The 26,793-nt window shown below is 73.2% G+C and carries 26 protein-coding genes and 1 pseudogene; 15 read left to right on the plus strand and 12 right to left on the minus strand.

Going from position 1 to position 26,793, the window contains the following annotated elements; all coding sequences use genetic code 11:
- The first annotated feature begins 127 nt into the window (after positions 1 to 127).
- The 4 genes and pseudogenes from ACEXOX_RS15690 (at position 128) to ACEXOX_RS15705 (ending at position 4,432) form a co-directional block, all read left to right on the plus strand.
- Positions 128 to 1,177: a hemin ABC transporter substrate-binding protein gene (locus tag ACEXOX_RS15690; protein WP_406521284.1), complete on the plus strand. Its 1,050-nt coding sequence runs from the start codon at positions 128 to 130 to the stop codon at positions 1,175 to 1,177.
- Between the two features lie 210 nt (positions 1,178 to 1,387).
- Positions 1,388 to 2,404 (plus strand): annotated as a pseudogene (locus ACEXOX_RS15695) (FecCD family ABC transporter permease); the annotation flags it as partial.
- The gene (locus ACEXOX_RS15700; protein WP_406521285.1) at positions 2,401 to 3,255 is read left to right on the plus strand and encodes a heme ABC transporter ATP-binding protein; all 855 of its coding nucleotides are present in this window, start codon (positions 2,401 to 2,403) and stop codon (positions 3,253 to 3,255) included. The pseudogene ACEXOX_RS15695 and the gene ACEXOX_RS15700, both read left to right, overlap by 4 nt.
- 199 nt (positions 3,256 to 3,454) lie before the next feature.
- Entirely contained in the window at positions 3,455 to 4,432 is a 978-nt protein-coding gene (locus ACEXOX_RS15705; RefSeq protein ID WP_406521286.1) for a hypothetical protein, read from the plus strand.
- 12 nt (positions 4,433 to 4,444) lie between these two features.
- Here the strand turns inward: ACEXOX_RS15705 and ACEXOX_RS15710 are convergent, their stop codons facing one another.
- The gene (locus ACEXOX_RS15710; RefSeq protein ID WP_406521287.1) at positions 4,445 to 5,194 is read right to left on the minus strand and encodes a bifunctional DNA primase/polymerase; all 750 of its coding nucleotides are present in this window, start codon (positions 5,192 to 5,194) and stop codon (positions 4,445 to 4,447) included.
- 213 nt (positions 5,195 to 5,407) lie between these two features.
- Complete coding sequence (locus ACEXOX_RS15715) at positions 5,408 to 6,010, minus strand: TetR/AcrR family transcriptional regulator (RefSeq protein WP_406521289.1); 603 nt, start codon at positions 6,008 to 6,010, stop codon at positions 5,408 to 5,410.
- Between the two features lie 124 nt (positions 6,011 to 6,134).
- Between ACEXOX_RS15715 and ACEXOX_RS15720 the strand changes: the two genes are divergently transcribed.
- Positions 6,135 to 6,323 (plus strand): DUF6243 family protein, encoded by a 189-nt coding sequence (locus ACEXOX_RS15720; protein ID WP_406521290.1) that lies wholly within the window; start codon positions 6,135 to 6,137, stop codon positions 6,321 to 6,323.
- 106 nt (positions 6,324 to 6,429) lie between these two features.
- On the plus strand, positions 6,430 to 7,266 hold the full coding sequence (ddaH, locus tag ACEXOX_RS15725) for a dimethylargininase (RefSeq protein ID WP_406521292.1): 837 nt from the start codon (positions 6,430 to 6,432) through the stop codon (positions 7,264 to 7,266).
- A gap of 9 nt (positions 7,267 to 7,275) precedes the next feature.
- Here the strand turns inward: ddaH and ACEXOX_RS15730 are convergent, their stop codons facing one another.
- From ACEXOX_RS15730 to ACEXOX_RS15745, 4 genes are all read right to left on the minus strand, one after another.
- Positions 7,276 to 8,256, minus strand: a complete 981-nt coding sequence (locus tag ACEXOX_RS15730) for a small ribosomal subunit Rsm22 family protein (RefSeq protein WP_406521294.1) — start codon at positions 8,254 to 8,256, stop codon at positions 7,276 to 7,278.
- 41 nt (positions 8,257 to 8,297) lie between these two features.
- On the minus strand, positions 8,298 to 9,488 hold the full coding sequence (locus tag ACEXOX_RS15735; RefSeq protein ID WP_406526360.1) for a serine hydrolase domain-containing protein: 1,191 nt from the start codon (positions 9,486 to 9,488) through the stop codon (positions 8,298 to 8,300).
- An 11-nt stretch (positions 9,489 to 9,499) separates the two neighbouring features.
- Positions 9,500 to 10,819: a multidrug effflux MFS transporter gene (locus ACEXOX_RS15740; RefSeq protein ID WP_406521296.1), complete on the minus strand. Its 1,320-nt coding sequence runs from the start codon at positions 10,817 to 10,819 to the stop codon at positions 9,500 to 9,502.
- Between the two features lie 106 nt (positions 10,820 to 10,925).
- Positions 10,926 to 12,530, minus strand: a complete 1,605-nt coding sequence (locus tag ACEXOX_RS15745) for an alkaline phosphatase D family protein (RefSeq protein WP_406526361.1) — start codon at positions 12,528 to 12,530, stop codon at positions 10,926 to 10,928.
- 320 nt (positions 12,531 to 12,850) lie between these two features.
- Between ACEXOX_RS15745 and ACEXOX_RS15750 the strand changes: the two genes are divergently transcribed.
- The 9 genes from ACEXOX_RS15750 to ACEXOX_RS15790 all read left to right on the plus strand — a co-directional run bounded on the left by ACEXOX_RS15750 (position 12,851) and on the right by ACEXOX_RS15790 (position 19,987).
- Positions 12,851 to 13,777 (plus strand): DUF4429 domain-containing protein, encoded by a 927-nt coding sequence (locus ACEXOX_RS15750; RefSeq protein ID WP_406521298.1) that lies wholly within the window; start codon positions 12,851 to 12,853, stop codon positions 13,775 to 13,777.
- A 213-nt stretch (positions 13,778 to 13,990) separates the two neighbouring features.
- Entirely contained in the window at positions 13,991 to 14,806 is an 816-nt protein-coding gene (locus ACEXOX_RS15755) for an SDR family oxidoreductase (RefSeq protein ID WP_406521299.1), read from the plus strand.
- 210 nt (positions 14,807 to 15,016) lie between these two features.
- Positions 15,017 to 16,138 (plus strand): trypsin-like serine peptidase, encoded by a 1,122-nt coding sequence (locus ACEXOX_RS15760; RefSeq protein ID WP_406521301.1) that lies wholly within the window; start codon positions 15,017 to 15,019, stop codon positions 16,136 to 16,138.
- 446 nt (positions 16,139 to 16,584) lie between these two features.
- Positions 16,585 to 17,298 (plus strand): SAM-dependent methyltransferase, encoded by a 714-nt coding sequence (locus tag ACEXOX_RS15765; RefSeq protein WP_406521303.1) that lies wholly within the window; start codon positions 16,585 to 16,587, stop codon positions 17,296 to 17,298.
- The gene (locus tag ACEXOX_RS15770) at positions 17,295 to 17,483 is read left to right on the plus strand and encodes a hypothetical protein (protein WP_406521304.1); all 189 of its coding nucleotides are present in this window, start codon (positions 17,295 to 17,297) and stop codon (positions 17,481 to 17,483) included. Before ACEXOX_RS15765 ends, ACEXOX_RS15770 begins: the two co-directional genes overlap by 4 nt.
- Before the next feature lie 209 nt (positions 17,484 to 17,692).
- Positions 17,693 to 18,730, plus strand: a complete 1,038-nt coding sequence (locus ACEXOX_RS15775) for an ArnT family glycosyltransferase (RefSeq protein ID WP_406521306.1) — start codon at positions 17,693 to 17,695, stop codon at positions 18,728 to 18,730.
- A 20-nt stretch (positions 18,731 to 18,750) separates the two neighbouring features.
- Positions 18,751 to 18,981: a hypothetical protein gene (locus ACEXOX_RS15780; RefSeq protein ID WP_406521308.1), complete on the plus strand. Its 231-nt coding sequence runs from the start codon at positions 18,751 to 18,753 to the stop codon at positions 18,979 to 18,981.
- Entirely contained in the window at positions 18,927 to 19,718 is a 792-nt protein-coding gene (locus tag ACEXOX_RS15785; RefSeq protein ID WP_406521310.1) for a hypothetical protein, read from the plus strand. Before ACEXOX_RS15780 ends, ACEXOX_RS15785 begins: the two co-directional genes overlap by 55 nt.
- 191 nt (positions 19,719 to 19,909) lie before the next feature.
- Positions 19,910 to 19,987, plus strand: a complete 78-nt coding sequence (locus ACEXOX_RS15790; protein ID WP_370443954.1) for a 50S ribosomal protein bL37 — start codon at positions 19,910 to 19,912, stop codon at positions 19,985 to 19,987.
- A gap of 87 nt (positions 19,988 to 20,074) precedes the next feature.
- Here the strand turns inward: ACEXOX_RS15790 and ACEXOX_RS15795 are convergent, their stop codons facing one another.
- From ACEXOX_RS15795 to ACEXOX_RS15820, 6 genes are all read right to left on the minus strand, one after another.
- Positions 20,075 to 20,575, minus strand: coding sequence for a peptidylprolyl isomerase (locus ACEXOX_RS15795; protein WP_406521312.1), 501 nt, complete (start codon positions 20,573 to 20,575; stop codon positions 20,075 to 20,077).
- 71 nt (positions 20,576 to 20,646) lie between these two features.
- Complete coding sequence (locus ACEXOX_RS15800; RefSeq protein ID WP_406521314.1) at positions 20,647 to 22,032, minus strand: aminotransferase class V-fold PLP-dependent enzyme; 1,386 nt, start codon at positions 22,030 to 22,032, stop codon at positions 20,647 to 20,649.
- A gap of 19 nt (positions 22,033 to 22,051) precedes the next feature.
- A complete protein-coding gene (locus ACEXOX_RS15805) occupies positions 22,052 to 23,290 on the minus strand; it encodes an MFS transporter (RefSeq protein WP_406521315.1) in 1,239 nt (412 codons plus the stop codon).
- Positions 23,291 to 23,448: 158 nt separating this feature from the next.
- Positions 23,449 to 24,384, minus strand: a complete 936-nt coding sequence (locus ACEXOX_RS15810) for an alpha/beta fold hydrolase (RefSeq protein WP_406521317.1) — start codon at positions 24,382 to 24,384, stop codon at positions 23,449 to 23,451.
- A 304-nt stretch (positions 24,385 to 24,688) separates the two neighbouring features.
- Entirely contained in the window at positions 24,689 to 25,366 is a 678-nt protein-coding gene (locus tag ACEXOX_RS15815; protein ID WP_406521319.1) for a hypothetical protein, read from the minus strand.
- Positions 25,366 to 26,727 carry an APC family permease gene (locus ACEXOX_RS15820; protein ID WP_406521321.1) on the minus strand — a complete coding sequence of 454 codons (1,362 nt, stop codon included), beginning with the start codon at positions 26,725 to 26,727 and terminating at the stop codon, positions 25,366 to 25,368. Before ACEXOX_RS15820 ends, ACEXOX_RS15815 begins: the two co-directional genes overlap by 1 nt.
- Positions 26,728 to 26,793 lie beyond the last annotated feature (66 nt).

The raw sequence follows: 26,793 nt of genomic DNA on the forward strand, positions 1-26,793 counted from the left end.
CGAGGGCTAGCGAATAAGGGAAGGCTAACCTAAGCTAACCGCGACCGCAGCGGAACCCCGGGAGTCGGCCGGGCCCCCGCCCGCACCACCGGTACCGGTCAACTGGCGTACACAGAAAGGCGGGACAGTGACAGCAACCTTCCGGGAGCCGGGCAGCCGGCGCCTGTCACGCCCCGCGGCGGCACTCGCCACCACCCTGGCGCTGGCCCTCGCGCTCGTCGGCTGCGGCGGCGGTACGGACGCCGCCGCTCCCCCGGCGCAGTCCGCCGACCGGCCCTCCGCCGACCGCGTCGAGCCGCTGACCGGCCCGGCGCCCCGGCCCGAACTGCCCGCGACCGTACGGTCGGCGGACGGCCACGACGTGACGGTGCGCAAGGCCGACCGGATCGTGCCGCTCACCGGCTCCCTCTCGGAGATCGTCTTCTCCCTCGGGCTCGGCGACCGGGTCGTCGCGCGCGACATCACCGCCACCTTCGAGCAGGCGGCGAAGCTGCCCGTGGTGACCCGCGCGCACGACGTGTCGGCGGAAGGCGTGCTCTCGCTCAAGCCCGACGTGGTCCTCGCCGACACCACCACCGGACCGGCGGAGGCCGTCGGCCAGATACGCGACGCCGGTGTCCCGGTCGTCACGTTCAAGCCCGCGACGCGGCTCGCCGACGTGGACACCCGGATCGACGCGGTCGCGGCGGCCCTCGGTGTCCGTACGGCGGGCGAAGCCCTCAAGACCCGGACCGACCAGCGGATCGAGGCCGTCCGCAAGAGCGCCCCGCACGGCGGCACGGAAGCCGCCGACCGCCCCCGGGTGGCCTTCCTCTACCTGCGCGGCTCCGCCTCCGTCTACCTCATCGGGGGCGCCCGCTCCGGTGCCGGTTCGCTGATCGAAGCGGCCGGCGGCATCGACGCGGGCAAGGAGTCGGGCCTGGAGAAGGACTTCGCCCCGATCACGAGCGAGGCGCTCGCCAAGGCCGCGCCGGACGTCATCCTCGTGATGACCAAGGGTCTGGAGTCCGTCGGCGGCATCGACGGACTGGTGAAGATCCCCGGCGTGGCGCAGACCCCGGCCGGGATGGACCGGCGGGTGGCCGCCGTCGACGACGGCGTGCTGCTCAACTACGGGCCCCGCACGGACGCCGTACTGCGCTCCCTGGTCCAGCAGATCCACGCCAAGGGGAAGTGAGATGACGGCACTCCCCGGACGGACACGGGTACAGGTACGGGCGCGGGCACCGGTACGGGCGCGGGCGCGCGCTCCGGCACGGAAGCGGGCTCGCACTCCGGCACGGACTCGCGCCCCAGCGCGGGTACGCACTCCGGCACGGGCGGGCACTCCGCCACGGACTCGGCCGCTGCCGCGAGCCCCCCGCCACCCCCGCACCGCGTCCCCCGCACCACCCTCCTGACCACCGGCCTCGCCCTCGCCCTGCTGGCCGGCTGTCTGCTCTCCGCCGGGCTCGGCGCGTACCGCATCCCGCTCGGCGACGTCCTCGGCTCGCTCCTGCACCATCTGCACCTCGGCGGCGCCGAGCTGGACCGGGTGGGCGAGAGCGTGCTGTGGAACGTGCGGCTGCCGCGCGTCGTGCTGGCCCTGCTCGTCGGCTCGTCGCTCGGCTGCGCGGGCGCGCTGATGCAGGGCGTGTTCGGCAATCCGCTCGCCGAGCCGGGCGTCATCGGCATCTCGTCGGGCGCCGCGGTCGGCGCCGTCGGCGCGATCGCGCTGGGCCTCGGCTTCCTGGGCATGTGGACGGTCCCGGCCTGCGCGTTCGCCACCGGCCTGCTGACCGTCCTGGTCGTCTACGCGCTGTCCCGCTCGGGCGGCCGTACCGAGGTCGTCACGCTGATCCTCACCGGCATCGCGGTGAACGCCTTCGCCGGCGCGCTGATCGGCCTGTTCCTCTTCTTCGCGGACAACGCGCAGGTCTCGCAGATCACCTTCTGGCAGCTCGGCTCGCTGTCCGGGGCCGTCTGGCCCAAGGTGCTGGCGGTCCTGCCGTGTGCCGTCGCCGGGCTGGCCGTCGCCCCCTGCTACGCCCGCAAACTGGACCTCCTGGCCCTCGGCGAACGCCCCGCCCGGCACCTCGGCGTCGACGTGGAGCGGCTGCGCGTCGTCCTCATCCTGGTCGTCGCGCTGCTCACCGCGGCGGCCGTGGCGGTGGCCGGTGTCATCTCCTTCGTCGGCCTGCTCGTACCGCACCTGCTGCGGATGGCGGCCGGGCCCGGGCACCGCTTCCTGATTCCGGGCAGCGCCCTGGGCGGCGCGCTGGTGCTGGTCGTCGCCGACCTCGCCGCCCGCACCGTCGCCCAGCCCGCGGAACTGCCGCTGGGTGTCCTGACCGCCCTGTTCGGCAGCCCGTTCTTCTTCTGGCTGCTGCGCAGGACCCGCCGCAAGCAAGGGGGCTGGGCATGAGCCGGGGACGGTTTCCGGCGCTCGGTACGTGGTTCGCGAAGCGCGCCCGTACGCTGCCCGCGCCCGTCGCCGCGGGCACGGCGTACGCGCAAGCCCACGGTCTCGGCGTACGGCTGGGCGGCCGTACGGTCCTGGACGGCATCGATCTGGAGGTGACCGCGGGCCAGGTGCTGGCGCTCGTCGGGCCGAACGGCGCGGGCAAGTCCACGCTGCTCGCCGCGCTCGCCGCCGACCTGCCCGCCACCACCGGCGGCATACGCGTCGACGGCCGCCCCGCCACCGCCTGGACCGCGCCCGAACTCGCGCTGCGCCGGGCCGTCCTGCCGCAGTCCGCCGCGCTGTCCTTCCCGTTCACGGTGGCGGACGTCGTACGGATGGGCCGCGCGCCCTGGGCGGGCACCCCGGGCGAGGACGAGGACGAGGCGGCCGTCGCGGAGGCGATGGCGGCGACCGAGGTGACCGGCTTCGCGGACCGGCCGTTCTCCGCGCTGTCCGGCGGCGAACGGGCCCGGGTGGCGCTCGCCCGCGTCCTGGCCCAGCGCGCCCCGCTGCTGCTGCTCGACGAGCCGACCGCCGCGCTGGACCTGCGCCACCAGGAACTGGTGCTGCGGCTCTGCCGGGAGCGGGCGGCGGCGGGGGCCGCGGTGGCGGTGGTCCTGCACGATCTGGGGCTGGCCGCCGCGTACGCGGACCGGGCGGCCCTGCTGCACGGCGGGCGGATCGCCGCGCAGGGCCCGCCCGGCGAGGTCTTCGGCGCGGAACTGCTGAGCCGGGTCTACCGGCAGCCGGTCGAGGTGATCGGGCACCCGCGCACCGGCGTTCCCCTGGTCATGCCTTTGCGTGAAACCTGACCGGTTCGTGTCCGGGCGCGGCCGTTGCGTCCCGTAATGGCCGGTGGGGCCGGCCGTCCGCCAGGTCACGGTGCGGGCGCTGTTGCCGGTCCCCGCGCCCGCCCGCCTCCCCTCCCCGGTAGGGTTGCGCCGAATCTCGCCACCCCGGCGGCCGCCCAGGCCGCCCCGGCCCCGGTCGCCCCGAAGGAGCCCGAGCCCCATGACACGCAGGTCGCCGTTCCGGGTGCCCGTAGCGCTGACCGCCGCGAGCGCGGCGCTGCTGACGCTGAGCGGGTGCATGACCGTGCACGGCGAACGGGAGATGCTGCCGGCGGTGTCGAAGGACGAGGCCGCCACGGCGCTCCAGCAGTTCGTCGACGGCTTCAACACGTCCAACAGCAAGCTCGACCCGAAGGTGAACCCGACCTACGAGACGGACTCGCTGCTCGCCGTCGACCAGGCGCTCACCAAGGCGGGGCACGCGGTCAGCCCTCGGGGCAACCCCAAGTTCCCGCCGCTGAAGCTGACCAACCCGACGTTCACCGTGCCCAAGCAGGCGGGCTGGCCGAAGGTGTTCCTGGCGGACGCGGTCAGCAACCGCAGCAACGCGCGGTGGTTCCTGGTGTTCACCCGGGACGCGGCCGGCGCGAAGTGGAAGGCCAGCTATCTGTCCTCGCTGACCGACGAGGAGATCCCGCAGTTCAAGACGGACCAGGACGGCTTCGCCGAGGTGGTGCCGGCCGACGCGAAGGACTCCGGGCTGAAGGTCGCGCCGGGCGAGCTGGGCGAGGCGTACGCGGCGTACTTGAACACCGGCAAGGGCGACACCTTCGCCCCGGGGCCGCACACCGACCGGTGGCGGGCGCTGCGCGAGCGGCAGGGGCGGCAGCCGGGCTCCCGTATCCAGTACGAGGACCAGGCGTCCACGTACGCGCCGGTCGCGCTGCGCACCAAGGACGGCGGCGCGCTGGTCTTCTTCTCGACCTACTACCACCAGCAGAAGACGGTCTCCGAGGGGTCGCGGATCAGCATCGGCCCGGAGCTGAAGGGGATCATGGACGGTCCGGCGAAGCCGTCCAACCGGATGACGTTCACGACCCTGTCGGAGCAGGTGGTGAAGGTTCCGGCGGCGGGCGCCGACGGGAAGGTCGGCGTCCTGCACCGGCTGGAGGCGAAGACGTCCGCGAAGTCGCTGTAGGCGGGACGGGCGTCACCGGCCGATCGGCCAGGCGGCGGCTTCGTGGTCGTGATCGGGCTGCTGGTCCGCGTACGCGGCGCAGGCGTCGGTGAGCGATTCCAGCAGCGTCAGCGGGTCCGGCACCGGCCGCTCGGGGCCGCGCAGCCAGGACACCGCGGGCTGGTCGCCCGGCAGGCGGGAGGGCGGCAGGAGGACGTAGCTGCCGCGGCAGTGCCAGCGCAGGCCCGGATGCTCGTCCATGGTCTCCGGATGGCAGTCCAGCTCGCAGGGCCACCACTCGTCCTCGTCGTCCGGGGTGCCGCGGGTGGCGGTGAAGAACAGCATCCGGCCCTGGCCGAGCGCCGCGCCGCTCAGCGCGACCGGGCCGACCTCGATGCCGGCCGCCTCCAGCCGCTCCAGGGCGCTGCGGCCCGCCTCGACGGGGACGTCCAGCACGTCGTGGGCGATGCCGGTGGCGGTGATGAAGTTGGCCTGCGGATGGGCGCGCGCCCAGGCGGCGACCTTCTCGCGGTCGGTGCTGGCGACGGTCTGCCAGCCGAAGGAGACGGGGTGCCGGCCGGGCGTGGGGCAGCCGATGCGCTCGCAGGAACAGCCGTAGCCGGAGGGGTGGGCGGCCGGAGCGAGCGGGAAACCGGCGTCGGCGACCGCCAGCAGCAGGTCCTCGCGGCCTTGCGCGGCCGCCGATCCCGTGTCCGTATCGCCGCCGTCCGAACCGCTCCTCGGCCGGCGAAGCCACTGGGAGAACCTGCTCTTGCGTTCCATCTATCCCCTCACTTCGAGCGGTGGTCTGGGATCAATGCTGCCACCATCCTCCTCTTCGGGTGACCGGAGTACGGATCCGGGGTGACCGGAGAACGGGCGAATCCCACCAATACGGTCGGTTTCCACCCCACTTCGTTCACTTTCCTTTACCTTTCACGCCCCCTGGGCGATCCCGGCGCCTCACCCGGGAGTGCGCGCCCCCGGGGGCGCCGGTCAGCCGGAGGTACGCGGCCGCAGACCGGCGAGCACCATGTCGACCAGCGTGTCCACGAACGCGTACGTCAGCTCGCCGGTGCGCATCAGCCAGCGCTGCGAGAACGGGCTCAGCACCAGCTCGGCCGCCACCCGTACGTCCACCTCCGGCCCGATCTCGCCCGCCTCCTGGGCGGCCCGCATCCGTTTCACGTACACCGCGATCCCGGGCTCCAGCAGCCGCTCGACGAAGCGCGCCGACAGCTCCGCGTCGTTCGCGCCGGCCGCCGCGAGCGCGCGGTAGGGGGCCTGCCACTTCTCGTCGTTGAACTCGTCGGCGGTGGCCCGCAGGACGAACTTGAGGTCGGCGGCGAGGTCGCCGGTGTCCGGCAGCCCGGCCTCGTACCCCTCCACGTCCTGGGTGAAGGCGTCCAGCAGGACGGCGGCCTTGGAGGGCCACCAGCGGTAGATCGTCTGCTTGCCCACGCCGGCGCGGGAGGCGATGCCCTCGATCGTGAGCTTCTGGTAGCCGACCTCACCGACGAGGTCGAGGGCCGCGTCGAAGATGGCGCGGCGGGAGCGTTCGCTGCGGCGGGAGGCGTCGGGCGCCGTCTTGTTGGCCATGCCCGGAGTCTACCGACAGGTGAGGCGAGACGTATCGTCTTGACAAGACGGAGCGTCTCGCACAGACTCGTCATCGAGCGAGACGAACCGTCTCGTCCCATCGATGGACGAAGGAGACGACCCCATGAGCAAGGGCAGCGCGGGCAACATGCTCGGCATCGGCGGTACCCGCAGCAAGCTCTCCCGCGGCGCGCTGCGCGGCGGCCGGGGCGGCAACGGCGTGGGCGGCGGCACCGACCCGATGGCGCAGCGGCGCGCGCTGCTGCGCAGACTCCAGGAGCAGCGCGGCGCCGGAGAAACCCGCCAGGGGTGAAAACCACCCGAACGGATCACTGCGCAACGAGCTCCTCACGGTGGACCATTTGAGCGCGTACACACCTCGTACGCCTCCGCGCCCCACCCACCGTGAGGAGCCTTCCTTGCGTACACCTCCGCGCGTCGCCCGTCCCCGGCGCTACCTGATGTGCCCGCCGGCCCACTTCAAGGTCAGCTACTCCATCAACCCCTGGATGGACCCGGACAAACCCGTCGATCTGCCGCTGGCGCTGGCCCAGTGGGAGGTGCTGCGCGACCGCTACCGCGCACTCGGCCACACCGTCGAGGAACTGCGGCCCCACCCCGGCCTGCCGGACATGGTCTACACCGCGAACGGCGCCACCGTCGTGGACGGCCGGGTGCTCGGCGCGCGGTTCGCCTTCGAGGAGCGCCGCGGCGAGGCCGCCGTCCATGCCGCGTGGTACCGCGACCACGGCTTCACCGAGGTCCGCGAGCCGGAGAACGTCAACGAGGCGGAGGGGGACTTCGCGGTCACCGCGTCGTGGCTGCTGGCCGGGCGCGGCTTCCGCAGCAGTCCGCTCTCGCACGCCGAGGCGCAGGAGTACTTCGGCCGTCCGGTGATCGGCCTGGACCTGGTCGACCCGCGCTACTACCACCTCGACACGGCGCTGTGCGTGCTGGACGACGCGACGGACTCGGAGGTCATGTACTACCCGGGCGCCTTCTCGGCGGGCAGCCGGGCCGTGCTGGCCCGGCTCTTCCCCGACGCCCTGATCGCCTCGCGTGCGGACGCGGAGGCGTTCGGGCTGAACGCGGTCAGCGACGGGCGGCACGTGCTGCTGCCGCAGGCCGCGGTGGGGCTCTTCGCTCCGCTCCGCGAGCGCGGGTACGAGCCCGTGGGCATGGACCTGGCCGAACTGCTCAAGGGCGGCGGCAGCGTCAAGTGCTGCACGCAGGAGCTACGGGCGGCCCTCCCGTAGGGGGAACGGTCAGCCCGTCGGCCGCTCCCAGGCGTCGCCCCATTCGGCGTCGCGGGCGGCCTTGTAGCAGTCGCCGTGCCGTTTGGTGACCGTGTCGCGCCGCAGCCCCTCCTCCGTACAGAGGTCCAGCAGGACCTGTCCCTTGCGGAGCTGGGGCTTGCGGACGATCCGCGCCGGTGCGGCCGCCGCACCGTCCGCGCCGCCCACCACGTCCGGCCGCACCGCCGCGACATAGCTGAACTTCTCGTCCTCGTACGGCAGCGAGCCGCCCTTGACCTGGCGGTGCAGCGAGGAGCGGGTCACCCGGGCGGCCATGTGGCACCAGTCCTCGCCCGGCACGATCGGGCACCCACCGCTGTGCGGGCACGGCGCGACGACGCGCAGACCGGCGTCGGTGAGCTGCTCGCGGGCCTCGCGGATGCGCAGATAACCGTCCGGGGTGCCGGGCTCGATCAGGACGACGGCCGGCGCCCCGGCTGCCGCGCCGACGACCGCGCGGCGGTCCTCCGGGCGCAGCTCGCCGAGCACGTACGAGACGGTGACCAGGTCCGTGCCCTCCGGGACCGCCATGCCCGCGCCGATGACCCGGCGCTGCCAGTCCGTGTCCGGCAGGACGCCGTCGGCCAGCTCGCGGCCCAGCTCCAGCGCCGGTTCGGCCCAGTCGTACACGGTCGTGCGGTGGCCGTCCCAGGTGGCCGCGACCGCCCAGGTCGCGGCGCCGGTGCCGCCGCCGATGTCCACGTGGGAGGCGGGCGCCCAGCCGGGCAGCCGCGCCGCGAAGGCGTCCAGCGCGTGCCGTACGGCCTCGAAGGTCGCGGGCATCCGGTAGGCGGCGTACGCGGCGACGTCCGCGCGGTCCCTGAGGACCGGGGCGTCGGTCGGGGTCCGGCCCCGGTAGTTGGCGATCAGACGGTCGACGGCCCGCGCGGCCTGCGTGGGCGGCAGGCCGTCGAGCAGGCCGGCCAGTGCGGCGCGCAGTTCGTCGTGCATTCCCGCCATTTTACGGGGCAGCGGCGGGCCCCGGACCCGTCTCACGGCGGGCCGGGACGCCCGGGCCCGGCCGGCCGCCGCCCCGGCCCGCCCGTTCCGTACGCGTGCGGCCCGCCGCCGGCCCGTACCGCCCGTGCCAGCCGGGTCGCGGCCGCCGCCCGGGGCGCGCTGCCCGCCTCGCGCCGCCGCGGGTGGACGGTGTTGGCCAGCAGCACCAGGAACGTGTCGGTCGCCCGGTCCAGCACCAGGCTCGTACCGGTGAACCCGGTGTGCCCGGCTGCTCCGCGCCCCGCCAGCTCGCCCATGAAGTACGGCTGGTCCACGCCGAAGCCGAGGCCCGGCGGGTCCAGCAGCAGCGCCACCGACTCCGCGCTGAGGATGCGCTCCCGGCCGTACGCGCCGCCGCCGAGCAGCGTCCGGCACAGCACCGCCAGGTCCTGCGCCGTCGAGAACAGGCCCGCGTGCCCGGCGACGCCGCCCAGCGCCCACGCGTTCTCGTCGTGCACCGCGCCGCGCACCATGCCGCGGTCGGCCTTGGCCCACGGCCGCCGCTGGTCCTCGGTCGCGGCCACGCCCGCCGGGGCCAGCGGCCCGAACGCCGTGCTGGTCATGCCCAGCGGGCCGGTGATCCCGCCCGCCACCAGGGCGTCCAGCCGCAGGCCGGTGAGGCGTTCCAGGATCAGCTGGAGGGCGATGAGGTTGAGGTCGGAGTAGCGGTACGTGCTGCCGGGCGGCGCGGCGGGCGCCGCCGCTTCCGCCCACAGCAGCTCCAGTTGGGCCGTGCGCCCGTGGCGCTCGTAGAACGGCAGCTCCGGGCGCAGTCCCGAGGTGTGGGTGAGCAGGCTGCGGACGGTGATGCCGTCGGCGAAGCCGGGCAGCCAGCGGCCGGCCGCGGCGTCCAGGTCCAGCAGGCCCCGCTCGGCCTGCTGGACCGCCACGATCGCGGTGCACAGCTTGGTCAGCGAGGCCAGGTCGAAGACGGTGCCGACGCGCATCGGCTCCCGGTGCTCCCGGGGCAGCTCCACACCGCGGTCGCGCTCGGGGTCGTACCCCGCGTAGCGCAGCGCCCAGCCCGCCGCCTCCTCGGCGGCGACCACCGGGCCGCGCCCGGCGAGCACCACGGCGCCCGCGCACCAGGGCGCGGGCCCCTCGGTCGCCTCCCGCACCCCGTGGACCAGGCGCCGCGTCCAGGCGGGGTCCAGCCCCGCGGCGGCGGGGGTGCCGTGTCGCAGTCCGGTCGCGTTCAGAGCCTGGTCCTCTCGCCGGTCCCGGTGGCGGTCTCCTCCCTACGCTGCCACGGGCGGCACATTCCCAGGAAGCTCAGCAGCGCCAGTACGCCGCAGGAGAGCTGGACCACGGCCATCGGTACGGCGGTGTGCTCGCCCGCGATGCCGACCAGCGGCGAGGCGACGGAGCCGAGCAGGAAGGTGGAGGTGCCCAGCAGCGCCGAGGCGGAGCCCGCCGCGTGCCCCGAGCGCAGCAGCGCCTTGGTGTTGGCCGACGGCATGACCAGGCCCATCGCGGACATCAGGACGAACAGCCCGGCGGCCATCGGCCACAGCCCGACCTCGCCGAAGACGCCGCCGGCCATCAGCAGCAGCGCCGTCGCGGCGGCGGTGACCAGGCCCAGGCCGATGCCCAGCACCATGTCCAGGCTGACCCGGCCGACCAGCACCTTGCCGTTGATCTGGCCGACCAGGACCAGGCCCACGGAGTTGACGCCGAACAGCAGGCTGAAGGTCTGCGGGGAGGCGCCGTAGATCTCCTGGATCACGAACGGCGAGGCGGAGATGTAGGCGAACAGCGCGGCGAAGGCGAACGCGCCGACGATCAGGTAGCCGGAGAAGGCTCGGTCGGCGAGCAGGGTGCGCATGGTGTGCAGGGCCTCGCCGAGGCCGCCGGAGTGCCGCCGCTCGGGCGGCAGCGTCTCGTGCAGGCGGCGCCAGACCAGCAGCGTGAGCAGCACGCCGACGACGGTGAGCACGACGAAGACGCCGCGCCAGTCGGTGACCTGGAGGATCTGCCCGCCGATCAGCGGCGCGACGACGGGGGCGACGCCGGAGATCAGCATCAGGGTGGAGAAGAACCGGGCCATCGCCACGCCGTCGTACAGGTCGCGCACCACGGCCCGGGCGATGACGATGCCGGCCGCGCCCGCCAGGCCCTGGAGCAGGCGGAAGGCGATGAGCAGCTCGGCGTTGGTGGCCAGGGCGCACAGCGCGGTGGCGATGACGTAGATCACCATGCCGGCGAGCAGCGGCCGGCGGCGGCCCCACTTGTCGCTCATCGGGCCGACGACCATCTGCCCCAGGGCCATGCCCGCGAGGCAGGTGGTCAGGGTGAGCTGGACGGTGGCGGCCGGGCTGTGCAGCGCGTCGGTGACCTCCGGCAGGGCCGGGAGGTACATGTCCATGGAGAGCGGCGGCACCGCGGTCAGGCCGCCGAGGATCAGGGTGACGAGCAGGCTGGTACGGCGGGACGCGGCGGGTGCCGCCGCCACGTCCCGCTCGGCTATCGGAACGCTGTCCTGGGGCTCCGTCGTTCCGGTGCCGGGGTCCGTCATGAGTGTCTCCATGGATGTTTGATGGCTTGACCATGGTGTCATGCACGGAGAGACCCCCGGCGCGCTTTCGGCCAGGGCCCCAGGGCCCGACTTCCGCCCTCGTGTCTCAGGCCGGCTTGAGCCCCGGGCTGCCCGCCTCGGACACGAACGACCCGGCCGTGATCACCGGCGCCCCCGGCTTCGTCACCTTCGCCACCGTACGGAAGTCGGCCCGCGCCTTCTCCCGGTCCAGCGTGACGGTCACATATCCGCGCCGGCCGTTGTAGAACTTCAGGTGCGGGTTGGCCGCCATGTACGTGCCCCAGTTGGCCGGCTTGTCCGCCCCGTCCTCGCCGCTGGCGATCGAGGTGGTCACGAACTCCACGCCCGCGGTACGCGACTTCTCGTCCCGGAAGTCCCGCTTGATGTCGAACGCGTAGTGCACGTGCACGTCGCCGGTCAGCACGACGAGGTTGTCCACGCCCGCCGCCTCCGCGCCCTTCAGCACCCGCTCCCGGGAGGCCGGGTAGCCGTCCCAGGAGTCCATGCTGAGCTTGTGGCCGGGGCCGGTGGCGTTGCGCCGCTCGGCGAAGGTGACCTGTTGCGGCAGCACGTTCCACAGCGCCGAGGAGGACCGCCAGCCATCGACGAGCCAGCGCTCCTGCTTGCTGCCGGTCAGGGTGCGGGCGGCGTTCGTGGACTCCGGGCCCGGCGCGTGCCAGCCGTCGCCGTACGCCTGGTCGGAGCGGTACTGGCGGGTGTCCAGCACGTCGAACTGGGCGAGCTGCCCGAAGTGCACGCGACGGTAGAGCTGGGCGTCCGGGCCGTTCGGGCGCTGCGGGCGGCGCAGCGGCTGGTTCTCCCAGTACGCACGGTAGGCGGCGGCCCGGCGCAGCAGGAACTCGCCCTTGGGGGCGTTGTTCTCGCTGACGTCGTCCGCGTAGTTGTTCTCCACCTCGTGGTCGTCCCAGGCGACGATGAATGGATGGGCGGCGTGCGCGGCCTGGAGGTCGGGGTCGGACTTGTAGAGCGCGTACCGCAGCCGGTAGTCCTCCAGCGTCACCGTCTCGCGGTTGAAGCGCGCGGGGAGCTTGCGGTCGGTGTACTTGCGGGCCCCTCCGACGGCGTTCACCGGATACTCGTACAGGTAGTCGCCGAGGTGGAAGACCACGTCCAGGTCCTCTGCGGCCAGGTGCCGGTGGGCGGTGTAGTAGCCGTCGTGGTACGCCTGGCAGGAGACGACGCCCAGACGCAGCTCCTTGTTCTGCGCCCCGCGCGCGGGCGCGGTGCGGGTGCGGCCGACCGGGCTGATCCAGTTGCCGGCGCGGAAGCGGTAGTAGTAGACGCGGTCCGGTGCGAGGCCGGTGGCTTCGATGTGCACCGCGTGGTTGAACTCCGGGTGCGCCTCGCCTCGCCCGCGCCCTGCCAGCCGCCGGAACTTCTCGTCGTACGCGACCTCCCAGCGCACCGTCACCCGGGCCTTGGGCATGCCGCTGCCCGGCTCGTACGGCTTCGGGGCGAGCCGGGTCCACAGCACGACGGAGCCGGGCAGCGGGTCGCCGGAGGCCACCCCGAGTGTGAACGGGTTCTCGGTGATCTTGCGGGCGTCGGCCTCGGCGGCGGCGTACGCGACGCCGGTGCCCGGCAGGTTGGCCGCGAAGGCCAGCGCCGCGGCGGCCCCGGTGCCGGTGAGGAAGCGGCGCCGGGCGAGGTGCGCGGCGGTGGCCCGCATCTCCTGGGTGTACGGGGCGCCCTGCGGCCCCTGTGCGGGCCGCGCGTCCTGCTCGTGCTGACCTTGACGGGCCATCTGCCCCTCCCTGGGCTGGTGTTGTCACCAGCGATTGGAGGGGCGGACGACGGCGTCCCGCTGTCCCGGGTTCGACGCACACATGACAACCGGATGAGGACTGCGCCCGTATCGGACGCCCGCGGACAATCGCGGCGGACGGGCCTGCGGGCCCGGAGCGCCGACCGGGCCGACAGGGCCGACAGCGCCTGAAGCGCCGGGCTCGCCCTCCGCCGCCGGAGCGGCGTTTCCGTAGGATTCGGGACATGGCTGAACTGATGGTGCGCGACGGCACGTGGTCCTTCGACGGTGACCGGGTGTGGATCGTGCCGGGGCAGGAACGGGGCGTGCACCGGCTGCGGCAGGACCTCGGCGAGACCTCCGTACCGCTGGAGGCGCTCGCGGGCATCGCGTACGAACCGGCCCGCAAGGGCGGACGGTTGCGCCTGCGGCTGCGGGACGGCGCCGACCCGCTGCTGTACGTCACCGGCGGCAGCCTGCCGGACGACGCCAACCCCTACCAGGTGAGCGTGGACCCGGACCGTACCGGCGTCGCCGAGTACTTCGCCGACGAGGTGCGCCAGTCCCTGCTCCTCGACCAGGTGGTGACCGGGCCCACCGACCGCTATCTGCTGCCGGGCCCCGCCGTGCCGCTGTCCGCCGCGGGCGTGGACGGCGTGGCGACCTTCGACGGGGAGCAGGTGCACATCGACTGGCGCTGGTCCACCAGCGAGAGCAAGAAGCACGCGGGTGCGCGGGACTTCGCCCTCGCCGACCTGGCAGGGGTCGACTGGCGCCCCGCCTCCGGGCTGGAGTCCGGCTATCTGCGCTTCCGCCCGAAGGGCGTCACCGCGAAGCTCAAGCCGGAGCACGACCCGAACGCCATCGAGCTGTGGGGCTTCAAGAAGGAGAGCGGCCGCACCGCCCTGCTCGCGGCCGCGGTCGCGGCACGGCTGCCGCACCCGTCCGGCGGATCCGCGCCGAGGGCGGCGGCCCCGGTGGCCTCGGCGCAGCCCGCACCGGCCCTGGAGGCGGCGGCGGAACGGGGCTCCCAGGGCGGCGGCCAGGACCCCGACGTCCTGCTCCGCCGACTGCGTGAACTCGGCGAACTGCACCGGGACGGCATCCTGACCGCCGAGGAGTTCGCCGCGGCCAAGGCGGCGGTGCTCAAGGGGTTTCACGGGGCGGGGTGAGTGCGGGGCGGGGTGAGTGCGGGGCGGGTGGGGGCGGGGCAGGTGAGGGCGGGGCAGGTGAGGGCGGGGCAGGTGAGGGCGGGGCAGGTGAGGGCGGGGCGGGGTGAACCGGACAGCGGTTCTCCGGGCGCCGGTCTCCGGGCACCGATTCCCGGCGCCGGTCCCCCGAGCGCCGGTTCCCCGGGCGCACGCCCCGCCCCCTACCCTGCCGCCATGACGACATCCGACGCCGGTACCGCAGCCCGTGACGCCACCCCGCCCGCACCCGCGCCGACCGCGCTGATCACCGGTGCCGGTTCCGGCATCGGCCGGGCCGTCGCCCTGGCCCTCGCCGGGGCCGGCTGGTCGGTGGTGCTCGCCGGGCGGCGCGCCGACGCCCTTGCGGAGACCGCCCGCCAGGCGGAGCGGAACGCCGACGGACCCGAGAGCCCCGCCGTGCTGTGCGTCCCGGCCGACGTGACCCGCCCCGACCAGGTGGACGCCCTCTTCGCCGCCGCTCGCGACCGGTTCGGCCGGCTGGACCTGCTGTTCAACAACGCCGGAACGTTCGGCCCGCCCGTACCGCTGGAGGAACTGGCGTACGACGACTGGCGCGCGGTCGTCGACACCAACCTCACCGGCGCCTTCCTCTGCGCCCAGGCCGCCTTCCGCGCCATGAAGGACCAGGACCCGCGCGGCGGCCGCATCATCAACAACGGCTCGGTCTCCGCACACGCGCCGCGCCCGCACTCCGTCGCGTACACCGCCACCAAGCACGCCATGACCGGCCTGACCAAGTCGCTCTCGCTGGACGGGCGTCCGTACGGCATCGCCTGCGGGCAGCTCGACATCGGCAACGCGGCCACCGAGATGACCGGGCGGATGCGGACCGGCATCCTTCAGGCCGACGGCAGTACGGCGGTCGAGCCGGTGATGGACGCGGCGGACGTGGCCCGTACGGTCCTGCACATGGCGCAGCTGCCGCTGGGCGCGAACGTGCAGTTCGCGACGGTGCTGGCGACAGCCATGCCGTACATCGGCCGCGGCTGACGGTCACCCGGCCGCCGTCGCCGACTCCCCGCCCGCCGCCCCGCGTCCCCGACTTCGGCGCGACGCGCTCCTGACAGACGGCGCGTCCGGTGGGACTCTTCCTGACGCACGTCCATCCGCACCGCTCATCTGCCGGGCCGCGGGACCCGCGGTCACGTAGTCGACGGCCGCGCGGTTCGCCATCGCGCGGCCTTGCAGAAGGAGTCACGCGTGAGACGAAACGTCAGTACCTCCCCCGGCACCCGTCGGCGCGGCGCGTCCCGGGCCGTCGCCTGCGCCCTGACCGCCGCCGGCGCCCTGCTCGTCTCGGCTCCGCAGACCGGTGCGGCGGGCGCGGCCGGTCCGGTCGGCACGGACACGTCCTCGGCCCGTGCGGGTACGGGTGCGGGTACGGATACACCCTCCTCCGTGGCCGACTTCTGGACGGCGGAGCGGATGCGCGAGGCCACCCCGCTGGACCTGCTGTCGGCCGGGACCGACGGGCCGGCGCAACGGTCCGCCGCTGAGAAGAAACGATCCACCGCCGCGGAGAAACGATCCGGCGGCACAACGCGCCCGACCGCCCCACCCGTCCAGCGCGGCACCGAGCGCACTGTACGCCCCTCCCGCCCCGCCACCACCACGTCCGCCCCCTCCCCGGCCCCCAAGGCGTTCCCGCAGGCAGGCGCCCCGTGGACCGGTGGCGGCGCCGTGACCAACACCGCGGGACGGGTGTTCTTCACGTACCAGGGCCGTACCGCCTCCTGCTCCGGCAACGCCGTCACCAGCGCGAACAAGAGCACGGTGCTCACCGCCGGGCACTGCGTGAAGCTCAACGGCGCCTGGCACGGCGACTGGGTCTTCGTGCCCGGTTACCACGACGGCCAGGCCCCGTACGGCAAATGGGCCGCATCGAAGACCCTCAGCACGCCGCAGTGGACAGCGAGCGAGAACATCAACTACGACATCGGCGCCGCGGTCGTCGCCCCGGTCGGCGGACAGCGGCTGACCGATGTCGTCGGCGGTCAGGGCCTCGCCTTCAACACCGGCTACAACAAGCCGATGTACGCGTTCGGCTACCCCGCCGCGGCGCCGTACGACGGCAGCAAACTCGTCTACTGCAGCGGCAACACCATCAAGGACCCGCTGTTCTCCACGGACCACGGCCTGTCCTGCAACATGACCGGCGGCTCCAGCGGCGGCCCCTGGTTCACCTCGTTCGACGAGGCCGGCGGCACCGGCCTCCAGTCCTCGGTGAACAGCTTCGGCTACACCTTCCTGCCGAACACCATGTTCGGGCCGTACTTCGGTGCCGATGCCGAGAACCTCTACGACGAGGCGCAGTCGAGCTGACCGAACTCCCGCGTACGGTACGTCCGGCCCGCAGCCGGAACCCGAACCGGACCGTCACACGCACCGTCCGGAGGGGCGCGCCCAGCGGCGCCCCTCCGGACGGCAGGTACCGCATCACGGGGTTGTTCCCCGGAGCTCTCATTTCCGGGGCTGCCCGACAATTCACGCACACGTTATGCAGAAAAAGGTATGCCCGCGGCGCCATTCTCACGCTTTTCATGCCCTTCTCATCGAAAACTCATCAGCAACGCCCCTCCACCGGCTGCCATTACGCCGGAGCAGCACCCCAAAACCGATCATGCATTCCCCACCCACCACTGTCCGAATTTTTCCCTTGCGGAATGGAAGCCCCCACTCCACGCAATTCGGTGCTAGCGTCCACCGAGCAGAAGTGCACTCCCTGCTCACTGATTCCTTGCCCGACCATCCGTCGCGAGGGGACTTCCATGACAGTGGCCGACAACAGTGCGAACAGCGGCCCGGCGCCCGCTCCCGCTCCCGCTCCCGAAGAAGTCGGCGCGATGTACGACCGGTTCGGCGACCTGCTCGCCATGGTGCTCGGCCGCAGCGCCCTGCACGTCGGCATGTTCGTCCCGCACGGCGAACGGACCGCGGCCGCCTCCCTCCTCGGCCTGTCCGGCCTCGCCCAGGACCGGCAGACCGCGTACCTCGCGGACATCCTGGCCGACGGTCTCCCGCCGGACCCCCGCCTGCTCGACATCGGCTGCGGCACCGGCGGCCCCGCCCTCCACCTGGCCCGGCGCACCGGCGGCCGGGTCACCGGCATCACCGTCAGCCGGGGACAACTGGCCCGCTGCGGGGAACGGCTGAACGCCGCCACCGGTCTCGAAGGACGGGTCGACTTCACGTACGGCGACGTGATGCGGCTCGATCACGCGGACGACACGTACGACGCGGCCTGGTCCATCGACTGCTTCCCGCACCTCTCGGACCGGCCCGCCGGCCTGCGTGAGGCCCGGCGCGTCCTGCGGCCCGGCGGCCGTCTGCTGATGACGGAGTTCGCCCGGCGCGGCACCGCCGTCCCCCGGAGACCGAGGCGTTCACCCGGCTGTGGGCGTCCCCGCCGCCCACCCCCTTCGCCACGCTTCTCGAAGAGGTCGAAGAAGCCGGATTCCGTATCGCCCGCATACAGAACATGACAGCGAACGTCGCACTGTGCGGCGAGCTGATGCACGTGCTCTACCAGGAACAGCGTGACGCCATCGAGCAGCGTTTCGGAAAAGAGGCCGTCGCCCACACCGATCCGCTGATGGAACCGTTCCGTACATTCTGCCGGGAGCACGTGGACTATTACCTGCTGCTGCTCGGCAAGCCGGAGAACTGACCGGCCGGCCCGGACCCGGCAGCCCGTCCGCACCGATTCGAGAGCTGACTTCCCCCTATGGCCGCCAAACCGCCCTTCGGCCTGCCCGATTCCGACTCCCTGCCTTCCGCCGCCTCCCCCACCCGGCCCGCGACGCTTTCGCCGCCCGCCCAGCGCACGCCCTCCCCCTCGACACCACACCGGGCCGACGGCCGCGCCGCCGCTGGGAGGTGTGGCGCTCACCCGAAGGCCAGCCCCGCTGGGCGCGCCCCGCCCTGCTCGGCGTCGCGGCCCTGGCCGCACTCCTGTACGCGTGGAACATCACCACCAGCGGCCTGGCCCCGTACTACTCCGTCGCCGCCCGCAGCATGACCGAGAGCTGGAAGGCTTTCCTCTTCACCGCCTACGACCCGTCCGCCACCATCACCCTCGACAAGATCGGCGGCTTCCTCTGGCCGCAGGCGCTCTCCGCCCGCCTCTTCGGCTTCCACGACTGGGCCCTGACCCTGCCGCAGTGCGTCGAGGGCGTCGTCTCCGTCCTCGTGCTCTACCGGGTCGTACGGCGCTGGCAGGGCCCCGCCACCGGCCTCCTGGCCGCCGGGCTGCTCACCCTCACCCCCGTCACCGCCTCCCTGTTCGGCCACCCGATTCCCGACGCGGCCCTGATCATGTGCCTGGTCCTGGCCGTCGACCGCTACCAGCTCGCCGCACGCGGCGCCCGTCTGCGCTCGCTGGTCTGGGCCGGCGTGTGGGTGGGCCTGGCCTTCCAGGCCAAGATGATGCAGGCCTGGCTCGTCGTCCCCGCGCTGGCCGTCGGCTACCTCGTCACCGCACCCGTCACGGCGCGCGCCCGGATCGGCCATCTGCTGACCGCCGGGGCCGTGCTGTTCGCGGTGTCGTTCTCGTGGGTACTGATGATGACCTTCACTCCGAAGGACGTACGCCCGTACGCGGACGGCTCGACGAACAACAGCGCGCTGTCGATGGTCTTCCAGTACAACGGCTTCAGCCGCCCGGCGAACAGCGGACCGGGCGGGCCCGGCGGGTCAGGCGGACCAGGCGGCTCCGCCATGCAGCCCGCGGGCCCCACCGACCACACCAGTCCACCCGCCACAGGCACGCAGCCACACCCCCGACCGGCCACCGGCGGAAAACCCTCCGGCGCCTCCCGCAAAATGGTCAGCCTGGGCAGTGAGAAGAACACCTGGTACAAGCTCCTCACCTCCCGCTTCACCCCACAGATCGGCTGGCTGTACCCCTCGCCCTGATCGGCCTGGCCCACGGCCTGGTGCGGCGCGGCAGGCGCCCCCGTACGGACCGGCTGCGCGGCGGTTACCTGATGTGGGGCGGCTGGCTGCTGACCACGGCCGTCGTCCTGAGCGTGGTCGACATCCCGCACACCGCGTACGTGGCGGGCCTGGCCCCCGCGCTGGCCGCGCTGGCCGCCGCCGGAGCCGTCACCCTGTGGCGCGCCCACCGCACCGCCACCAGCGCCCCTGCGCGCCTGCTCCTCCCCTGACCATCACCGTCCAGGCCGCCTGGGCCTCCTCCCTCGCCGCCGACCACACCGGCTTCGCCCCCTGGCTGATCCCGGCGATCATCACAGCAGCGCTCGTCAGCATCGTGACCCTTCTCTCGTACGGCCGCGCCACCGGCCGCCGCTTGCGCCCTGTGGCCCTCATGGCCCTGTCCGCCACCTGCGTAGCCCTGTTCGCCGCCCCGGCGGCCTGGTCACTGTCCGTACTGGACCAGCGGTACGCGGGCTCGTCCTTCGAGGCGCACGCCGGACCCGGCGGCCAGAACGCCACGGCCGGCGCACCGGGCAGCGCGGTCTACGGGGGCGCGGGCGGCGCCTCGTACGACATGTCACCGGCCCCGCTGACCGCCGCCCAGAAGCGCCTGCTGAACTACGTACAGCGGCACGACGGCAACGCCACGTACACCCTCTCCGCCGACGGCGGCTGGGCCCGTTCCCGTGCCATCACCCACACCGGCCTGCCGATCCTGCCGCTGGGCGGCTTCGCCGGAATGGCCACCTCCGTCACCCTCGCCGAGTACCGGCACCTGATCGCCTCCGGCCAATTGCGCTTCGCCCTCCTCAACCCCACCACCCCCGCGGCCGGCAACGCCTCCGAGACGTCCAAGATCAACGCCTGGGTGCGCACCACCTGCACCAAGGTCGACCCGAAGACGTACGCGGCCTCCGCCGACCCCTCACTCCCCGAACCCCTCTACGACTGCACCCACCCCCACTGACCCCTCTCACCCTTCTCTCCCTCCTCCCCGCACCCTCCCGCCCCTCCCCTCGTTGCCCGTGATGTGTCTCACGAGACGTGTGGGGCTCCCTGAGTCGGGTATCCGGCCCCGGGATCGCAGGACAGGCCACCGCTGTGAAATGGTAGAAATGCGGAGGAAAGCCCTGCAAACCCCTGCGGAGAGGAGACGCCATGTCGTCGAAGCGACGCCGTAAGAAGAAGGCCCGCCGGAAGAACGGCGCCAACCACGGCAGCCGTCCCCAGTCCTGAGCGGTCCGCCCGCCGGACTCCGGACATGCGAAGACCCCGGGACACCGTCCCGGGGGTCTTCGCATGTCTCAGGGTGCTGCGTACCCGTTACGCGGCGTCCACGACGCCCGAGTCCGCCACCTCGATCGTCGCGGAGGTGGCACCGGAGCGGGAGCCCAGGCCCTCGATCTTCTTGACCAGGTCAGAGCCCTCGACGACCTCGCCGAAGACCACGTGCGCGCCGTCCAGCCACGGGGTGGCCACCGTCGTGATGAAGAACTGCGAGCCGTTGGTGTTCTTGCCGGCGTTCGCCATGGAGAGCAGGAACGGGCGGTCGTGCTTCAGCTCGAAGTTCTCGTCCGCGAAGCGGTCGCCGTAGATGCTCTTGCCGCCGGTGCCGTTGCGGCGGGTGAAGTCGCCACCCTGGAGCATGAACTCCGGGATGACCCGGTGGAAGGGCGAACCGGCGTAACCGAAGCCGTGCTCGCCGGTGGCCAGCTCACGGAAGTTGCGCGCGGTCTTGGGCACGACCTCGTCGTACAGCTTGAAAACGATGCGGCCGGCCTTGTCGCCGTTGATGGTGATGTCGAAAAATACGTTGGAACTCATGGGTCCCATCCTTCCACTTCCCCACCCGCCCCGGCGCCCCAGGTCGGCGCGGGGTGCCGGAGCGGGCCGGGTCAGCGGAGGGCGGCCACGGCCCTGACGACCTTCGCTGTCTGCTCGGGGCCGGTGACGACGGTGGGGCCGAAGCGCAGGTGCGGCTCGGCGTAGGGGGTCTCGGTGGCGATGACGCGATGGGCGGCGCGCAGTTCGTGTTCCGCGCGGGCGGCGGTCCAGCCCTCGACCGTGCAGCAGACGACGCCGGCCGACATCGACGGGTCGTCGGGGGTCAGGACGCGCACACCGGGGAGCCTGCGCAGGCCGTCCTTGAGGAGGGCCGCCTGGGACTTGATGCGGGCGGTGACCCGGGCCCGGCCGATCATCTCGTGGAAGCGGACGGCCTCGGGGACGGCCCAGCGGTGTTCGAAGGAGTGGTAGCCGCCGGGCGTTCCGAGGATCGCGGGGGCCGCCACCGGGTCCCGGCCGCCGACCCAGCCCTCGTAGCCCTCCCGGCTGAAGTTGGGGATGACCGGCCGCACGAGGGGCCAGTGCTCGGGCTTGCCCCACAACAGGCCCGTGCCGCGCGGACCGTGCAGCCACTTGTGGGTGCTGGTGGCGAAGAAGTCGCAGCCCAGGCCCTCCATGGTGACGTTCTCGGCGGCGAAGCCGTGCACCCCGTCCAGGCAGAGCAGGACATGGTCGGCGCGGGCCCGCCGCGCGTTGACCTCCCGTAGCGCGTCGGCCACCGCCCGCGCCGGCAGCTTGACGCCATTGTCGGAGTTGACCCAGGTCAGGGCCAGCACGCGGGTGTGCGGGGTGAGGGCGCGGACGATACGGGAGACGATTTCGTCGGTGGTGGCACGCGCCGGATCGCCGTACAGCCGGATCTTGCGGACGGGCGTGCCGTCCCGCTGGTTGCGCAGCCGGAGCGCCTGATGGGTGGCGTAGAAGTCGTGTTCGCTGGTGAGGATCTCCTGGCCGGGCCGCAGCTTCAGGCCGCCGTAGAGGAGGGCGAGGCTCATGGTGGTGCTGTCGGTCAGCGCCACGTGGTCCGCGTGGCAGCCGAGGTAGCCGGCCAGGGAGGTGCGGACCTCCAGGCTGCGGTCCTCGTCGACGAAGCCGGCGCCGACGGCTATCGGGTCCGCGTCCAGCTGGTCGCGGGTGCGGTCGATGGCCTCGCGTACCTGCCGTGGGTGCGAGGCGAGGACGTACGCCGAGAACTGGAGGTAGTCGCGCGACAGGGCGAACTGGTCGCGTACGGACGTCCAGTCCCGCGGGTCGAAGGCGCCCGGGGCGGCAGGCGTGGCGGAGCCGGCCCGGGCGGTGGCCGCCTGGGCCGTGGCCGCCGGTAATCCGGTGACCGCGGTGGCGCCGATGACGGCCGTGGCGAAGCCGCGGCGGCTCAGGGCGCTCCGGCCGGTGCCGGGCTCCGTGGTGGGCGAGGGTCTGGGAGAGGCGTTCAAGGCGGTTCCCCGTTCGTCGTCAGAGAGGCAGTGATGTGCTGTCCGCGCTCGTGGGCGAAGCCGCGGAGGCCGTGGGGGCGCCCTGGTGGTGCCGCTTCACGCGGACCGCGATGGCGACCGCGGCGGCGACGGCGAGAATCTCCAGGCCGGCGGCGGTCCAGCCGACGGCGAAGGCGCCGGAGTGGTCGAGGGCGACGGAGCCGAGGAACCCGCCGAGGGAGATTCCGGCGTAGATGGCGCTGGCGTTGAGCGACAGGACGACGCCCGCCGACTGCGGTGCCAGCTCCACGAGCCGGTGCTGCTGGAGCGGGGCGAAGGACCAGCCGAAGATGCCCCAGACCACCAGGGCCACGGCCGCCAGGGCGGCGCCGAGCGAGCCGTGCACGCCCAGCGAGCCGAGCGCGCCCAGGGAGGCCAGGGCCACGGTCAGGCCGCAGGTGCTGATCACCATGAGCCGGGTGGTGGGCAGGCGGTCGGCGGCCCGGCCGCCCAGCGCGTTGCCCGCCACCGCCGCGACACCGAAGATCATCAGCCAGATGCTGAGCATTCCGCCGCGGATGCCGGCGATCGCGTCCAGGACCGGGCTCATGAAGGTCAGGACGGTGAACGCGCCGGAGATCCACAGCACGGTGAGGCCGAGCGCGGTCGGGATGCCGCGGACCCGGGCCACGGACAGCCGCGTCATGATGCCGGCCGCGGGCTCGGGCGGCATCGCCGGGAGCTTCCACAGCAGACCGGCCGTGGCCAGCACGCTCAGTCCGGCCACCACCACGAACGTGGTGCGCCAGCCGAACGCCCCGCCGATGAAGGTGCCCAGCGGCACGCCGATGGCGGTGGCCACGGCGATGCCGGCCCCCACGGTGCCCAGCGCCCGGCCGCGCTCCTCGGCGGGCACCAGCGGCGGCACGGCAGCGGCCGCGGCCGGGGTGAACACGGCGGCGGTGAGCGCCGCGAGAACCCGTACGGCGAGCATCGTCCCGTACGAATCGACGAGCGCGGCAGCGACGTTGGAAAGGGCGAACAGGGCGAGACTGCCGATGAGGAGCGGGCGGCGCGGCAGGCTGCCGATCGCGACGCCCAGCAGCGGGGCGCCGATCGCGTAGGCCAGCGCGAAGACGGTCACGAACTGGCCGGCCTGGCTGTCGGAGACGCCGAGGTCGCGCCCCATCTCGGGCAGCAGACCGGCGATGACGTAACCGTCGGTGCCGATGGCGAACGTACCGACCGCGAGCATCAGCAGCCATACACGACGGACCATGGGAGAGCACCTCCAAGGACGGACCGGGCCCCGAGGTGACGCGCGGGCCGGGTGGGCGCGGTCGGCCGGCTGTCCCCGGGAGGGGCTGCCGGGAACCGGGGGCCTGAGCTGCGCGGCGTGTGTCGGTGACCCGGTCGAGGGTGACGTTGCCGGTGTGGTCAGGTGGTCTGAAGGAAGAGCTGGAGGAGTGCCAGCAGCGTCTCGGGGGCGTCCTCGGAGGGGAAGTGCCCGGCGTCCGGCAGTTCGATCACCGGGGCGTCGGGGAAGGCGAGCCGGAAGGCGGGGACGACGTGGCGAGGCAGCAGCGCGGTGTCGCGCATCCCCTCCACGAGCATGGCGGGCTTGGCGCGTACGGCGGCGACGGCGGCCGGGTCCGGGTCCGGTGCGGGGGCCGCCTCCGGGTCCGGGGCCACGAGCTGCTGTGGGAAGCGGAGCACACCCTCGCAGGCGGCCCGGTCGGTGAAGTGCGCGGCGTAGGCACGCACCCAGGTGGGCGTGACGATCTGCGGCCGGGCGATGGTCTGCAACGAGAGCATCAGGTGGGTGACACTGTCCCCCGCGCCGCCCAGCGCCCGCTCCAGTGTGCCGTTCGCGTGGGCGGCGCCCGCCCAGCGGAACCAGTGGCTGTCGGCCATGTTCTCGGCCATCAGCTTGTCGTAACCGGGCAGGCCGAGCGGGAGCACGGTGTTGGTGGCGAAGATCCGGGCGACGCGGTCGGGGTGCCGCAGCATGAACCCGGTGCCGATGGGGCCGCCCCAGTCGTGCAGGACCAGGGTGATGTCGTGCAGGTCGAGGACGTCGACGAGCAGCGTCTCCAGATTGTCCACGTGCTCGGCGGCGAGATACGTACGGTCCGCCGGAGTGGCGCTCTTGCCGAAGCCCATGTGATCGGGAACGACGACCCGCCGCTCACGGGCGAGCGGGCCGATCAGATGGCGCCAGAGGTAGCCCCAGGTCGGCTCGCCGTGCAGGAACACGACGGGGCCGCCGTGCTCGGCCCCCTCGTCCACATAATGCTGCCGGAATCCCGCTGCGTCGGTGAAATGCGGCCGGTAGGGCCACGTGCCGTCGAAGGTCTCTGCGGCTGGGATCATCGTTGGTCTTTCCTCACTCACGTGCTCACGGGGCCATGGCCGTTTTTCGCCTTCGCGATCGGCCCGGCGGCCGCGGTGTCCGGCATCCCGACGCACCGCTGTTCAAGGATTCCGGAGTCTCCCGCCGGGCGGCAATCATCAGAACCGTCAGCGGCCACTGAATTCCTGCCATATACAGCTGGTGTCGGATGGTGCTGATACCCGCCGGACTCCCCGCCGGACCATGGGGAAAAACTGGCGGGTCATTCCCGCCATTCGGCCGGAATTCGGTGCTCCAGGTGGCCGGATTCGTGCGCGGTACGCGTCACCATTCCGTCTCCCGGGTGAAGCGGAGGTAGCAGTAGTCGTCAAGGATCTTCGCGAGGGAACGGCCCGGGCCGCCCAGCTCGACCGCCACCGCCTGCTCGTCGAGCCCCGTCTCGGCGAGCAGGTGCCGCGCCCAGGACCGCCCCAGACGCTGGTGGGCCGCGAAGGCGGCGGCGTCCCGGGTGCCGTGCAGGCGGCGGGCGATGGCCTCGTCCCACGGCATCACGGCCCGCGAGCACAGCCGGTACAGCAGCTTGGAGGCGGCCGTAGGCCCCAGCGGACGGGACCGCTCCGGAGCCCCCACGGGCACCGCGGACAGGTCCTCGAAGCCGCCCGCCACGGCGTCGATCTGCGGGTCGGTCAGCTCCGCGAGGGAGCCGCCGACGGGCAGGGCGGCGGCCCACCGGGTCCACCAGTCCCGCACGCCGACCTCGAACAGGTCGATCTCGCCCGGCCGGGGATACCGCAGCCGGCAGCCCCAGGAGTTCAGCCAGCGCAGCAGTTCCCGGCGATGGCCGTGCAGCGCCGGATCGAGTTCCGTCCGGTCCGTGGCCGTGGCGGACGCCCCGCCCGTGAACGCCGCGACGGCGGCGCGCAGGGTCTCCAGATCCGGCGCCGCGGCGTCCCGCGCATCGGACGTCCGCGCCCCCGCGCCGGACAGCAGCTCGTTTCCCATCACACGACCTCCGAGGCCTCGACGACGTCCGGTGTGGCGGGCCGGGCCGCAAAGGGCCCGTCCGTGGGGGCGGCCGGCGGGCCGTCCCGGGGTGCCCGCCGCCGGCGCCACCCCACGTACAGCAGGGCCGCCCCGGACACGGCCAGCGGCCACAGCAGATAGCCGCCCGACATCGCCAGCAGGACCACAACGGCGGCCAGCGCCGCGAAGGACGCCGCGCGCCCCTTGCTGCGGCGCGGCAGCAACCGGATCGCGGCGGCGACCCCAATCGCGTACACCGCCACGAAGGAGCCGGTGGTCAGCAACACCAGCGGGCGGGCGCCCGTGCGCGTGAGGACCGTCGCGAACAGGGCCGCGAAGCCCAGTACGGAGATCACGCCCAGGCTGCGGCGCGGCACTTCGCCGGCGACGCTGCCGCGGGCCAGCCACGCCGGCAGCGCGCCGTCCCGGCCCAGGGCGGCGCCGAGCTTGGCCGCGCCCGCGTAGTAGGCGTTCATCGCGCCGAGGGTGAGCAGCAGGGCGGCCCCGGCGGCGAGCAGGCGGGCGTGGCCTCCCAGGCCGCGCGCCATCAGTTCGCCCAGCGGCGCCTCGGTGTCCGCCGCGCCCGGTCCCAGTACGGCGATGACGGCGAAGGCGACCGACACGTACAGCACGCCGACGATCACCACGGCCAGGCCCGCGGCGAGCGGTACGGTACGGGCCGGCCGGCGGAACTCCGCCGCCAGGTGCGTGATCGCCTCCCACCCCGCGAAGCTCCACACCAGCAGCGCCGCCGCCGGGCCGATCGCCGACCAGCCGTGCGGAGCGAACGGCTGGAAGTTCGCCGCCCGCGCGTACGGCAGGGACAGCGCCAGCGCGAGCAGCAACAGCACGATCAGCAAGCCCACGAAGGCCAGCTGGAAGCGTCCGGCCACCTTCACGCCGGCGGCGTTGAACACGGTGACCGCCACCATGAGGCCGGCGGCGGTCGCGACGGTGGTGAGCGTGGAGCCGCCCAGGGCTTCGGAGACGTACGCGCCCCCGAAGAGGGCCGCCGCGCTCGAACCGGTGGGGACCGCCAGGTAGAAGCACCAGCCCACCACGGCCGCCGGCCGGTCGCCGAACGCCAGCCGCGCGTACGTCGACACGCCTCCCGAATCGGGGAATCGGGCGCCGAGCGCCGCGAAGGAGGCGGCCAGCGGCGCGGAGACCAGCACCATGGCGATCCAGGCCAGCAGGGAGGCGGGGCCCGCGGCCTCGGCGGCGAGGGCGGGCAGGGCGATCACTCCGGTGCCCAGCACGGCGCCGACGTACAAGGCGGTGCCCTGTACGGCGGTGAGCCCGCCCTCCGGGGCGGCGCCCTTGATCAACGTCTCCGTCACGTCGGTAGCTTGACGTGAACAAGACCCTGGGAACACCTGCAGAACTGCCGACGTGCGCTAAGTTCC

The organism is Streptomyces sp. Ac-502, from assembly GCF_045222935.1.
In the GTDB taxonomy this organism is placed as follows: Bacteria; Actinomycetota; Actinomycetes; order Streptomycetales; family Streptomycetaceae; genus Streptomyces; species Streptomyces monomycini.